The organism is Shewanella sp. SM68 (genome assembly GCF_025653925.1).
GTDB lineage: Bacteria > Pseudomonadota > Gammaproteobacteria > Enterobacterales > Shewanellaceae > Shewanella > Shewanella oncorhynchi.
Genome location: NZ_JAKKRU010000002.1, coordinates 29,342 through 42,114, shown reverse-complemented (window position 1 = coordinate 42,114; position 12,773 = coordinate 29,342). Strand labels below are relative to the sequence as shown.

Below are 12,773 nucleotides of genomic sequence, written 5' to 3'. Positions count from 1 at the left end.
AATGAGGTCTAGTAATTTGAGTGACATGGCAAAAAATCTAATACTCTGGGTTGTCATCGCCGTTGTGCTGATGTCAGTGTTTCAGGGTTACTCCCCCTCTTCTTCGTCATCGCAGAAGATGGATTATTCTACCTTCTTAGATAATGTCCGTGATGGACAGGTCGCAACTGTTGAAGTTAAGAGCGACCAACGTACTATTGAAGGTGCTAAACGAACTGGTGAAAAATTCACTACTATCATGCCGTTATATGACCAAGATTTAATTAATGATCTTGATCGTAAAGGCATCACTATGAAGGGCCAAGAAGCCGAAGAGTCAGGGTTCCTTACCCAAATCTTCATCTCTTGGTTCCCAATGTTATTGCTTATCGGGGTATGGATTTTCTTCATGCGCCAGATGCAAGGCGGCGGTGGCAAAGGCGCTATGTCCTTTGGTAAGAGCAAAGCCAAGCTGATGAGCGAAGATCAGATTAAAACTACTTTTGCCGATGTTGCTGGTTGTGACGAAGCAAAAGATGAAGTGAAAGAGCTGGTTGATTACCTGCGTGACCCAACTAAATTCCAAAAATTGGGCGGCCGAATTCCAACGGGCGTGCTTATGGTGGGTCCTCCAGGTACAGGTAAAACCTTGCTGGCGAAAGCCATTGCGGGTGAATCTAAAGTACCTTTCTTCACTATTTCAGGTTCTGATTTCGTGGAAATGTTTGTTGGTGTCGGTGCATCCCGTGTGCGTGACATGTTTGAACAAGCGAAAAAGTCGGCACCTTGTATTATCTTCATCGATGAAATCGATGCGGTCGGTCGTCAACGCGGCGCGGGTTTAGGTGGTGGTCATGATGAACGTGAGCAAACACTGAACCAAATGCTGGTTGAGATGGATGGCTTCGAAGGTAATGAAGGCGTTATTGTTATCGCGGCAACTAACCGTCCAGACGTACTCGATTCTGCGTTATTACGTCCGGGTCGTTTTGACCGTCAAGTGGTCGTTGGTTTACCAGACGTGCGTGGTCGTGAGCAGATTTTGAAAGTGCATATGCGTAAAGTGCCGCTTTCTGAAGATGTGAAGGCGAGTGTGATTGCTCGTGGTACGCCAGGTTTCTCGGGTGCTGATTTAGCTAACTTAGTGAACGAAGCTGCCCTGTTTGCGGCTCGCGGAAATCGCCGAGTTGTAGGCATGGAAGAATTTGAGCGTGCAAAAGATAAAATCATGATGGGTGCTGAGCGCCGTTCTATGGTGATGTCTGAAGCCGAAAAAGAAATGACCGCTTACCATGAAGCAGGCCATGCGATTGTGGGTTGTTTAGTACCAGAGCACGATCCTGTGCACAAGGTGACTATCATTCCTCGCGGCCGTGCCTTAGGTGTGACTTTCTTCTTACCTGAAGCTGACTCAGTGAGCCAGAGCCGTCGTAAGTTAGAAAGCCAAATTTCGGTCGCCTACGGTGGTCGTTTAGCAGAAGAGCTTATCTACGGTACAGAGAAAGTGTCGACTGGCGCATCACAGGACATCAAATACGCGACATCTATTGCGCGTAACATGGTGACTCAGTGGGGCTTCTCGGACAAGTTAGGTCCATTGCTGTATGCAGAAGAAGATGGTGAAGTCTTCTTAGGTCGCAGCATGGGTAAAGCTAAAGCGATGTCTGATGAAACTGCAACCATTATCGATGCTGAAGTAAAAGTCTTTATCGACAAAAACTACGCTAGAGCTAGACAGATATTGACGGATAACCTCGATATTCTGCACTCAATGAAAGAAGCTTTAATGAAGTATGAAACCATTGATTCACTTCAAATTGACGATTTAATGAAACGTCGTGAAGTGCGTCAGCCTGCTGATTGGCAAGTGGATGACAATGGTTCTAACGATAAAGGTAATGGTCATGGTGAACCAGCAGCGAAAGCTGAAGACAGTGTGACTGCACCTGCTGATCCAGAACTGAAAGATCCTGATGAATCTCCAGCTAAGTAATGTGTTGTGAAACCAAAGAAAACCCCGTAAAGGGGTTTTCTTGTTTTACCTTGTTAGCAATTTGACTGCGCTGTCATTGATACTCTCTGCCACCATTGATATTTATCTTCTGACATTAGTCATTTCGGATAGAAAATGTAGGCTTGAAATTAATGACGCAAGTTATGCCAGTGAGTAAAATCGTAAGTGTTCGTATTACAGGAGTAAATGCGTGTTTGAACTGATTGCTGGCACTAAACGCCTCGCGTTATCTTCACCCATTGTGATGGGGATTCTTAATGTTACTCCCGATTCTTTTTCCGACGGTGGTCAATATTCTTCCTATGAGCTTGCCTGTCAGCATGCCGATGACATGGTGGCTCAAGGCGCGGGAATGATAGACATTGGCGGTGAGTCGACAAGACCTGGCGCTGCCGAGGTGAGCTTAGCCGATGAAATTGCGCGGGTGATCCCGTTGGTGAAATATGTTGCGGCGCACCATGATGTGTGGATTTCGGTCGATACCAGTAAGCCTGAAGTCATGCGTCAAGCTGTTGCTGCGGGCGCACATTTGATTAACGATGTGCGCGCCCTGATGGAACCCGGTGCGCTTGAAGCTGCTGCAGAGTTGCAAGTCCCCATATGCTTAATGCATATGCAAGGTGAACCCAAAAGCATGCAATTTGCACCGACTTACCATAATGTTATTGAAGAAGTTTCTGCCTTTTTAACTGAGCGGATTGAAGCTTGTTTGCGAGCAGGGATCCCCCGTGAATTATTAATACTCGATCCGGGATTTGGTTTTGGTAAAAGCTTAGAACATAACTATGAATTACTGGCGAAGCTCGACTGTTTTGCCCAGTTTGATTTACCGATATTGATAGGATTGTCTCGTAAGAGCATGATAGGAAACCTCTTAGCAAAACCGACCTCAGAACGTCTTGCTGGGAGCCTTGCTGGCGCTATGATAGCGGCCCAAAAGGGCGCTCATATCATTCGTGTGCATGATGTTACTGAAACTGTGGATATGCTCAAGGTGTTACAAGCGACACAAGCGTATTTTTAAGCATCGTTATGCTCTCGTTAAGCATTTAATTAATATTATGATCCCAAATCATTGGGACACATTTGAGTTTGTGGAGCGATATGAAAGAACGTAAATTTTTTGGAACTGACGGTATTCGGGGAAAAGTCGGTTCAGGTCAAATGACGCCTGAGCTCGCGCTTAAGTTAGGTTGGGCAGCGGGGCGCGTGTTATCCCGCAGTGGTACCAAAAAGGTGATCATAGGTAAAGATACCCGTATTTCGGGCTATATGTTTGAGTCAGCATTAGAAGCTGGCCTTTCTGCTGCAGGCCTTAATGTGATGTTAATGGGACCTATGCCAACGCCAGCAGTAGCCTATTTGACGCGCACGTTTCGCGCCGAAGCTGGGGTGGTGATCAGCGCGTCACACAATCCGTATTACGATAACGGTATTAAGTTTTTCTCCACCGACGGCAGTAAGTTAGACGATAACCTAGAGCTAGAAATTGAAGCAGAGCTTGAGAAGCCCCTCGTTTGTGTTGAGTCACATCTATTGGGGAAGGTATCGCGTATTGAAGATGCCCGTGGCCGTTATATTGAGTATTGCAAAGGTAATTTTCCTGCAGAACACACGTTAACTGGGCTAAAAATTGTGGTTGATTGTGCCCATGGCGCAACTTATCACATAGCGCCAGCTGTGTTTCGTGAGTTAGGTGCCGAGGTGATTGCTATAGGTGATAAACCCAACGGGATGAACATCAATGATAAAGTGGGCGCGACGTCCATGGGTAAAATTTGTGAAACCGTTCTAGCCGAAAGTGCCGATTTAGGTATTGCACTCGACGGTGACGGTGACCGTATTATGATGGTCAACAGCAAAGGCGAAGTGATCGACGGCGATCAAATTTTATATATTCTGGCCTGTGATGCGAAATCCCGTGGCGTATTACGCGGTGGTGTAGTTGGTACGTTAATGTCAAACCTTGGGCTTGATCTCGCCTTGCAAGCATTAGACATCCCCTTTGCGCGTTCGAAAGTGGGCGACCGTTATGTGATGGAACTACTTAAAGAACTCGATTGGCGCATCGGCGGTGAAAATTCAGGGCATATCCTCAATCTTGATCACGGCACAACTGGTGATGGCATAGTTGCGGGGATTTTAGTGTTAGCGGCTATGCGTCGTCAGAATGCCACGCTAGAAGAACTGACTTCTGCGATGGAAATGTTGCCGCAGGTGTTAGTCAATGTGCGCTTTGAAGGCGAGCATGACCCTCTTAAGTCAGATAAAGTTAAAGCGGCGCAGGCACAGGTTGAATCTCAACTGGGCGTGCGTGGCCGAGTATTATTACGTAAGTCAGGTACTGAACCTTTGATCCGTGTCATGGTTGAAGGTGACGATCATAGTGCAGTATTGGCGCACGCAAATTTGATTGCGGATGCGGTAAAATCGGCAAGCTAATATTTACTAATTTTGTAATGAGTGCGGCTGATACCAATTTAAAATTAAGGTGTTAGCTGCACAAATGAACAGAAAACAGCTTTGGCGTGTAAAAAATAAGCATTCCAACCTGATATCTGAAAAAATTCGAATTTAGCTATTGTAACTTAATAAGTGGTTCGCTATTATTCACGCCGCTTTCAGAGGAGACAGTGATGGCACTCAGACGTCCTATGGTAGCTGGCAATTGGAAGATGAACGGCAGTGCGGCATTAGCCCAAGAGTTGTTCAAAAAATTTGCCTCTAAGCTCCAAAATGATTCAGCTGAAGTGGTTTTATGCCCGCCTTCTATCTATCTAGAGAGCGTTAGGCAACTGCTAGAAGCAAACAAGGAAGCGTTAGACGGTTCACTTGTTAGGATGGGCGCTCAAAACCTAAGTCAACATGACTTTGGCGCTTATACCGGAGAAGTTTCAGGTCAGATGCTCAAAGATTCAGGATGTCGATATGTAATTATCGGGCATTCAGAACGTCGCCGTATGTACGGAGAGACGAGTAATATCGTAGCGGAGAAATTCGCCGCTGCACAAAAGCATGGCTTAACCCCAATTTTATGTGTGGGTGAGTCAGGTCCAGCACGCGAAGCAAGACGCACCTTCGAGGTGATTGCTGAAGAGTTGGATATAGTGATCCAGAAAAATGGCACTATGGCTTTTGATAACGCTATTATCGCCTACGAGCCGCTTTGGGCTGTAGGAACAGGTAAAAGTGCTACACCAGAGCAGGCACAAGAAGTTCATGCGTTTATTCGCAAACGCCTCTCTGAAGTGTCTCCGTTTATCGGAGAAAATATCAGGATTCTCTACGGTGGTAGTGTGACACCGAGTAATGCTGCAGATTTATTTGCCCAACCTGATGTTGATGGTGGACTGATTGGCGGTGCTAGCTTAAACTCTAGCGAGTTTTTAAGTCTGTGTACCATAGCGATGAGCGCATAATATGTATGAAGTTCTAGTAGTTATTTACTTGTTGGTTGCATTAGGTCTAATCGGCTTAGTATTAATTCAGCAAGGTAAGGGAGCTGACATGGGGGCCTCTTTTGGCGCCGGTGCATCAGGTACTCTTTTTGGTTCAAGCGGTTCAGGTAACTTCCTGACACGTAGTACGGCGATTCTTGCCATTGCGTTTTTCACTTTAAGTCTGCTTATTGGTAACTTAAGTGCAAACCACGCAAAAAATGAAGATTCATGGAAAGATTTAGGTTCAGACACTGAACAGGTTACCCAACCTGTTGAGCAAGGAACCCAAAAGTCAGAAACGAAAATTCCTGACTAGTAAAAGGTGTCGCCGAGGTGGCGAAATTGGTAGACGCGCAGCCTTGAGGTGGCTGTGACCTAACGGTCGTGCGGGTTCAAGTCCCGCTCTCGGCACCAAATATAACTAAGATAGACGAGATAAGTTCTCTCTTAGTTATTGCAAGAAATGACGATAGTCAATATACTTGCACACAGTTGACGCGGGGTGGAGCAGCATGGTAGCTCGTCGGGCTCATAACCCGAAGGTCGTCGGTTCAAATCCGGCCCCCGCAACCAGCTCCTAGTAACGAATAGTGTTTGAATTCGTTATGGTTTACAGGTTCTTGAAATTAATGACCTCGTGATTACGGGGTTTTTTGTTATCTGGGACTTTTAAATTTGTCGCATGCTTCGTATGTGGCGTTGTACTAGGGCTATTAAGCCCTTTTTTGTTTTTTCGGGGGTCAATCTTGGCAACGTTAGAATTCAGACTGGCAGAAATGCTCAAAGTACCTGTGGAAGCATTAGGCTTTCAGCTGTGGGGCATTGAATATGTTCAAGCGGGTAAGCATTCCACACTGCGAGTGTTCATTGATGGTGAGAATGGTATCAATATTGAAGATTGTGCCAATGCAAGTCGCCAAGTCAGTGCTGTACTCGATGTTGAAGATCCTATTTCTACAGAATATACCCTAGAGGTTTCTTCGCCAGGCGTAGATAGACCCTTATTTACTGCTGAGCAGTACGCGGGCTATGTAGGCGAGGATGTAAAGCTTCAATTGACTATGCCGGTTGACGGCAGTCGTAATTTAAAAGGCGCCATCACTGCGGTCGACGGGCAAATGCTCTCGCTGAAAGTGAATGGTAAAGAGTTAGTTGTCGCATTGGATAATATCCGCAAAGGCAACTTAATCGCTAAGTTTTGATGGTTTCAAGGTGAACGAGGCAAGACGAGATGAATAAAGAGATTCTGCTAGTCGCTGAGGCGGTTTCAAATGAAAAGGCCGTTCCACGCGAGAAAATTTTTGAAGCGCTAGAGATTGCTCTGGCCACAGCAACCAAGAAAAAGTACGAAGGTGATATTGACGTTCGTGTTGCTATCGATCGTAAAACCGGTGGTTATGATACTTTCCGTCGTTGGATGGTAGTTGATGACCACGGTGAAGCGTTAGAAAACCCTTATCGTGAAATCACTTTAGAAGCGGCACGTTACGAAAATCCGGACATCCAGCCTGGTGAGTTTATCGAAGACGATATCGAGTCAGTGGTGTTTGACCGTATTACCACTCAAACCGCTAAGCAAGTAATCGTACAGAAAGTACGTGAAGCTGAACGTGCGCAAGTGGTTGAGCAGTTCCAAGATCAAGAAGGTGAGTTAATCACTGGTGTGGTCAAAAAAGCGACTCGCGAGAGCGTAGTGGTTGACTTAGGTAATAACGCTGACGGCGTATTGTTCCGTGAAGACTTAATTTCACGCGAATCTTTCCGCCCTGGTGACCGTGTGCGTGCATTATTGTACTCAGTACGTCCAGAAGCTCGTGGTGCACAGTTATTCTTAAGCCGTACTAAGCCTGAAATGCTGATCGAGCTTTTCCGTGTTGAAGTGCCTGAAATCGCTGACGAACTGATTGAAATCATGGGCGCTGCTCGTGATCCAGGCGCTCGCGCTAAGATCGCCGTTAAGTCGAATGATCGCCGTATCGATCCTATCGGTGCGTGTGTGGGTATGCGTGGTGCGCGTGTACAAGCCGTTTCGAATGAACTGGGTGGCGAGCGTGTTGATATCGTGTTGTGGGATGATAATCCAGCACAATACGTGATCAATGCCATGGCGCCAGCCGATGTTGCCTCTATCATAGTCGACGAAGATAACCATTCTATGGATATCGCTGTTGAAGCCGATAGTTTGGCACAAGCCATTGGACGTAATGGCCAGAACGTACGTTTAGCAACACAACTGACTGGTTGGGTTCTGAACGTTATGACAGTGGAAGATATGAATAAGAAACATCAGGCAGAAAGTGCCAAGGTGGTTGATTTATTTGTTAACTCACTGGATGTCGATGAAGATTTTGCACAAGTACTGGCAGATGAGGGCTTTACGTCGCTCGAAGAAGTTGCCTATGTGCCTGTGTCTGAACTATTGGCGATTGACGGTTTTGACGAAGATCTCGTCGAAGCTTTACGTGAACGTGCAAAAGCGGCGATCTCAACTCGAGCTCTCGCTACTGAAGAAGCACTGGATGGTGTGGAGCCAAGTGAAGAGTTGCTAGCACTTGAAGGTGTTGAAAGACACTTAGCCTATGTTTTCGCTAGCAAAGGTATTGTGACTCTAGAAGACTTGGCTGAACAAGGCATTGATGATTTGATCGAAATTGAAGAATTGACAGAAGAAAAAGCAGGTGAGCTCATCATGGCAGCCCGCAATATCTGTTGGTTTGGCGAAGAAGCATAAGTCGATCAACAGGGGGATTTAACTGATGGCAGATACTACCGTAGAGAAATTGGCCACGGAAGTGGGTAAAAGTGTTGAACGTCTGATTGAGCAATTCTCTCAGGCTGGAATTAAGAAAGGCCAAGCTGATAAAGTGACTGAAGCTGAAAAGCAGCAGTTACTGGATTATCTGAAAAAGCAGCACGGTGGCGAAAATGCGCCAACGAAAATGACGCTGCAGCGTAAAACCGTATCGACCCTAAGTGTGGCCGGTAATGGTGGTCAATCTAAAGATGTTAAAGTTGAAGTTCGTAAAACACGAACTTTCGTTAAGCGTGATGCTAATGAGGCTACTCTGAAGGCTGAAGAAGAAGCGAAAGCCGAAGCAGAAGCTTTGGCAAAAGCAAAGGCCGAAGCAGAAGCTGCTGCGGCAGCAAAAGTGAAAGCTGAAGCAGATGCTAAGGCAAAAGTGGAAGCAGAAGCTAAGGCGAAAGCTAAAGCAGCAGCCGAAGTGAAAGTGGTTAAAGATATGTCACCAGAAGCAGAAGCGGCTCGTCTAGAAGCTGAACGTTTGAAAGCGGCGCAAGAAGCGGCAACCAAACGTAAGCAAGACGAAGAAGCGGCTAAAGCGGCAGAAACTGCTCGCTTACTCGCTGAAGAACATTCTAAGCGCTGGGCCGAAGAAGAGCGCCAACGTTTAGAAGCCGAGAAAAACGGTGATCATCACATCACGACATCTAAAGTAGCTCGTGCTGCTGAAGATACTTCTGATCTGGATGAAGAAAAACGCGGACGTCGTGCTCGTAACAAGAGCAACGCGAAAAAACGTGGCGGCAAAGATGCCCGTGACGGCCGTGAAAAGCACATGCGTAACCGCAGTACTGCACCTGAGTCTATGGCGCATGGCTTCAATAAGCCAGTGGCAGCAGTGAGCCGTGATGTGCGTATCGGTGAAACTGTTACTGTTTCTGAACTTGCGCATTTAATGGCAGTGAAAGCGACTGAAATCATCAAACAGATGATGAAAATGGGTTCTATGGTCACGATCAACCAAGTGTTAGATCAAGAGACTGCCCAGCTAGTTGCTGAAGAAATGGGTCACAAAGTTGTGCTTATCCGTGAAAACGAACTTGAGCACCAAGTGCTACAAGACCGTGATGATGAAGATGGCATCAAGCTAGAATCTCGTGCACCAGTTGTGACTATCATGGGTCACGTTGACCACGGTAAGACTTCGTTACTCGACTACATTCGCCGCGCTAAAGTGGCTGCTGGCGAAGCCGGTGGTATTACTCAGCATATCGGTGCATACCATGTTGAAACTGAAAATGGCATGATCACTTTCCTTGATACTCCTGGTCACGCCGCGTTTACCGCAATGCGTGCCCGTGGTGCCAAGGCAACGGATATTGTTGTGCTAGTTGTTGCTGCCGATGACGGTGTAATGCCGCAAACAATCGAAGCTATTCAACATGCTAAAGCTGGTAACGTGCCATTAATCGTGGCTGTGAACAAGATGGATAAACCGGAAGCGGATATCGATCGCGTTAAGAGCGAATTGTCACAACACGGTGTTATGTCTGAAGATTGGGGTGGAGACAACATGTTTGCCTTCGTTTCAGCTAAGACAGGTGAAGGTGTTGACGAACTGTTAGAAGGTATCTTACTGCAAGCTGAAGTTCTCGAACTGAAAGCGGTACGTGATGGTATGGCTGCCGGTGTGGTCATTGAATCACAATTGGACAAAGGTCGCGGCCCTGTGGCTACGATTCTGGTTCAAGAAGGTACGCTGCGCCAAGGTGATATCGTTCTGTGTGGTCTTGAGTACGGTAAAATTCGTGCAATGAAAGACGAAAACGGTCGTTCAATCACTGAAGCGGGTCCATCTATTCCTGTTGAAATTCTAGGTCTGTCAGGCGTTCCGTCTGCAGGTGATGAAGCAACAGTCGTTCGTGACGAACGTAAAGCTCGCGAAGTTGCCCTGTATCGTCAAGGTAAGTTCCGTGATGTGAAACTGGCACGTCAGCAAAAATCTAAGCTAGAAAACATGTTTGCGAACATGACAGACGGCGAAGTGAAAGAACTGAACATCGTTCTTAAAGCAGACGTACAAGGTTCACTCGAAGCGATTACTGATTCGTTAACAGGTTTGTCTACCGACGAAGTGAAAGTGAACATCATCGCTCGCGGTGTGGGTGCACTGACTGAAACGGATGCAACCTTAGCGGCAGCCTCTAACGCTATCATGGTTGGCTTTAACGTACGTGCCGATGCACAAGCCCGTAAGACTATCGAAAGTGAAAGTGTTGATTTACGTTACTACAGCGTTATCTATAATTTGATTGATGAAGTGCGTGCAGCGATGACAGGTATGCTGTCTCCTGTGTTCAAACAACAAATTATCGGTCTGGCTGAAGTTCGTGATGTGTTCAAGTCACCTAAGCTGGGTGCAATTGCTGGCTGTATGGTGACCGAAGGTACCATCAAGCGTAGCGCGCCAATTCGCGTACTACGTGATAACGTTGTTATCTACGAAGGTGAACTCGAATCGCTACGTCGCTTTAAAGACGACGTTGCTGAAGTTCGCAATGGTATGGAATGTGGTATTGGCGTTAAGAACTACAACGATGTTCGCGTTGGCGACCAAATCGAAGTATTCGAAACCGTCGAGATTGCTCGTACTCTGTAACGATAATAAGGGCGGCTTTAGCCGCCCTTATCAATTTAAGCTATGGTAAGAAATATTATGGCAAAAGAATTCAGTCGTACTCGTCGAATCGCTCAGCAGCTTCAGCAAGAACTTGCTCAAGTGCTACAGCGCGACATGAAAGATCCTCGTATTGGCTTTGTGACTGTGAATGACGTCGACGTCTCTCGCGATCTCAGCTATGCCAAAGTGTTTGTGACTTTTTTTGAAGAAGACAAAGCTGTCGTTCAAGAAAAGCTAAACGCTTTGATCAGCGCAGCTCCTTATATCCGCACTTTAGTGGCGGGTCGTATGAAGCTGCGTGTCATGCCTGAACTGCGTTTTATCTACGATAGCTCGCTGGTTGAAGGTATGCGCATGTCTAACTTAGTTAGCCAAGTGATCAACCAAGACAAAGCGAAGCAACAGCAATTTGGCAGCGAAGACGTATCGGTTGAAGATGAAGTCTTAGGTGATGATATTGCTGATGACGCAGATGAAACGGAAGGTAAAGATTAATGGCTCGTCGTCCAAAAGGTCGTTTTATCGATGGGATAGTGCTGCTGGATAAATCCACTGGCATGAGTTCTAACTTTGCATTGCAAAGGGTAAAGCGCTTTTTTAATGCGAATAAAGCTGGGCATACGGGTGCACTTGATCCGTTAGCGACAGGTATGTTACCTGTATGCTTAGGCGAAGGGACTAAGTTTTCTCAGCATCTATTGGATGCCGATAAACGCTACTTAGTCACGGCAAAGCTTGGCGAACGGACAGATACCAGTGATTCCGATGGTGAAGTGGTGCAAACCCGCGCCATTGATTTTACCGAGGCGCAGCTATTAACTGCGCTTGATTTCTTCCGTGGTGAAACTCAGCAAGTGCCTTCTATGTATTCCGCGCTGAAATATCAGGGTCAGCCTCTGTATAAATATGCCCGTGAAGGCATAGAAGTGCCGCGTGAATCTCGCCCTATTACGGTATTTGAGCTAAATTTCATCGGTCTTGAAGGCGATGAGCTGACCTTAGACATTCATTGTTCTAAGGGCACTTATATTCGCACTATCATAGACGATCTCGGTGAGATGCTCGGTTGCGGCGCCCATGTGATTATGCTGCGCCGCACCCAAGTTGCACAGTATCCCTATGCCAGAATGGTCACTTTAGAACAACTTGAAACGCTAGTTGCTCAAGCACATGAACAACAGATAGATCCGAGCGTATTACTCGACCCTCTGTTATTGCCTATGGACACGGCCGTGGCCGATTTTCCAGAGGTGAATGTGCCGGATGCGATAGCTCCTTACTTAATGCAAGGTCAAGCGGTTCGAGTACCAGTTAATGCAGATTTGAAAACCGATGAGTTGGTACGTATCACTTTAGGTGACATTCGCCGATTTGTGGGGATTGGCACAATGAACGAAGATGGCTTATTAGCGCCGAAACGACTCATTGTTATCCATGACGAACCTGCAGAAACGCATTAGCCCGCTATCCATCGACAAATGATTAAATTAGTTGATGCATTAGTCCCCGCCTTTTATTGCGCTAGGGTGGGTTTATGGGTAAAATAGCGCGCCCTCTGGCTGAGTTAGTGATCGGCTAGAGATTCATATTATTTATTTGGAGATATACATGTCACTAAGTCCTGAAGCAAAAGCAAAAATTTTGGCTGATTTTGGCCGTTGTGAAAACGACACTGGTTCAACTGAAGTTCAAGTTGCTTTGTTAACTGCGCAAATCAACCATTTGCAAGATCACTTCAAAGAGCACATTCATGATCACCACTCACGTCGTGGTCTGTTACGTATGGTTAGCTCACGTCGTAAGTTAACTGCTTACCTGAAACGTACTGATTTAGCACGTTACACTGCTCTGATCCAAAAGTTAGGTCTACGTCGTTAATTTCGCGTCGACTAACGTGAAAAAGGAGGCTTAGCCTCCTTT

Annotated in this window: 11 protein-coding genes and 2 tRNA genes; all 13 read left to right on the top strand. The window is 46.3% G+C overall.

Annotation, left to right across the window (positions count from 1 at the left end):
* Position 1: 1 nt before the first annotated feature.
* The 13 genes from ftsH (at position 2) to rpsO (ending at position 12,731) form a co-directional block, all read left to right on the top strand.
* A complete protein-coding gene (ftsH, locus tag L5M40_RS03260) occupies positions 2–1,972 on the top strand; it encodes an ATP-dependent zinc metalloprotease FtsH (RefSeq protein WP_263256234.1) in 1,971 nt (656 codons plus the stop codon).
* A 211-nt stretch (positions 1,973–2,183) separates the two neighbouring features.
* Entirely contained in the window at positions 2,184–3,017 is an 834-nt protein-coding gene (folP, locus tag L5M40_RS03255; protein ID WP_263256233.1) for a dihydropteroate synthase, read from the top strand.
* An 80-nt stretch (positions 3,018–3,097) separates the two neighbouring features.
* Complete coding sequence (glmM, locus tag L5M40_RS03250) at positions 3,098–4,435, top strand: phosphoglucosamine mutase (protein ID WP_028761454.1); 1,338 nt, start codon at positions 3,098–3,100, stop codon at positions 4,433–4,435.
* A gap of 194 nt (positions 4,436–4,629) precedes the next feature.
* Entirely contained in the window at positions 4,630–5,412 is a 783-nt protein-coding gene (tpiA, locus tag L5M40_RS03245) for a triose-phosphate isomerase (RefSeq protein WP_006082720.1), read from the top strand.
* A gap of 1 nt (position 5,413) precedes the next feature.
* Positions 5,414–5,749: a preprotein translocase subunit SecG gene (gene secG, locus L5M40_RS03240; RefSeq protein WP_028761453.1), complete on the top strand. Its 336-nt coding sequence runs from the start codon at positions 5,414–5,416 to the stop codon at positions 5,747–5,749.
* Positions 5,750–5,760: 11 nt separating this feature from the next.
* Positions 5,761–5,847: transfer RNA gene (locus tag L5M40_RS03235), tRNA-Leu, on the top strand.
* A gap of 82 nt (positions 5,848–5,929) precedes the next feature.
* Positions 5,930–6,006, top strand: a tRNA-Met gene (locus L5M40_RS03230).
* A gap of 173 nt (positions 6,007–6,179) precedes the next feature.
* Positions 6,180–6,635 (top strand): ribosome maturation factor RimP, encoded by a 456-nt coding sequence (gene rimP / locus L5M40_RS03225; RefSeq protein WP_006082718.1) that lies wholly within the window; start codon positions 6,180–6,182, stop codon positions 6,633–6,635.
* Between the two features lie 29 nt (positions 6,636–6,664).
* Entirely contained in the window at positions 6,665–8,164 is a 1,500-nt protein-coding gene (nusA, locus tag L5M40_RS03220) for a transcription termination factor NusA (RefSeq protein WP_028761452.1), read from the top strand.
* A gap of 25 nt (positions 8,165–8,189) precedes the next feature.
* Positions 8,190–10,832, top strand: coding sequence for a translation initiation factor IF-2 (gene infB / locus L5M40_RS03215; RefSeq protein WP_105251699.1), 2,643 nt, complete (start codon positions 8,190–8,192; stop codon positions 10,830–10,832).
* 57 nt (positions 10,833–10,889) lie between these two features.
* Entirely contained in the window at positions 10,890–11,348 is a 459-nt protein-coding gene (gene rbfA / locus L5M40_RS03210; protein WP_263167003.1) for a 30S ribosome-binding factor RbfA, read from the top strand.
* On the top strand, positions 11,348–12,313 hold the full coding sequence (gene truB / locus L5M40_RS03205; protein ID WP_113939302.1) for a tRNA pseudouridine(55) synthase TruB: 966 nt from the start codon (positions 11,348–11,350) through the stop codon (positions 12,311–12,313). The genes rbfA and truB overlap by 1 nt, the downstream gene beginning before the upstream one ends.
* 148 nt (positions 12,314–12,461) lie before the next feature.
* Positions 12,462–12,731: a 30S ribosomal protein S15 gene (rpsO, locus tag L5M40_RS03200; RefSeq protein WP_028761447.1), complete on the top strand. Its 270-nt coding sequence runs from the start codon at positions 12,462–12,464 to the stop codon at positions 12,729–12,731.
* The last annotated feature ends 42 nt before the right edge of the window (positions 12,732–12,773 follow it).

Excerpts from the sequence above, each read along its gene's own strand:
- ftsH (WP_263256234.1), top strand. The coding sequence starts at position 2 with ATGAGGTCTAGTAATTTGAGTGACATGGCAAAAAATCTAATACTCTGG.
- glmM (WP_028761454.1), top strand. The coding sequence starts at position 3,098 with ATGAAAGAACGTAAATTTTTTGGAACTGACGGTATTCGGGGAAAAGTC.
- tpiA (WP_006082720.1), top strand. The coding sequence starts at position 4,630 with ATGGCACTCAGACGTCCTATGGTAGCTGGCAATTGGAAGATGAACGGC.
- secG (WP_028761453.1), top strand. The coding sequence starts at position 5,414 with ATGTATGAAGTTCTAGTAGTTATTTACTTGTTGGTTGCATTAGGTCTA.
- nusA (WP_028761452.1), top strand. The coding sequence starts at position 6,665 with ATGAATAAAGAGATTCTGCTAGTCGCTGAGGCGGTTTCAAATGAAAAG.
- infB (WP_105251699.1), top strand. The coding sequence starts at position 8,190 with ATGGCAGATACTACCGTAGAGAAATTGGCCACGGAAGTGGGTAAAAGT.
- rbfA (WP_263167003.1), top strand. The coding sequence starts at position 10,890 with ATGGCAAAAGAATTCAGTCGTACTCGTCGAATCGCTCAGCAGCTTCAG.
- truB (WP_113939302.1), top strand. The coding sequence starts at position 11,348 with ATGGCTCGTCGTCCAAAAGGTCGTTTTATCGATGGGATAGTGCTGCTG.
- rpsO (WP_028761447.1), top strand. The coding sequence starts at position 12,462 with ATGTCACTAAGTCCTGAAGCAAAAGCAAAAATTTTGGCTGATTTTGGC.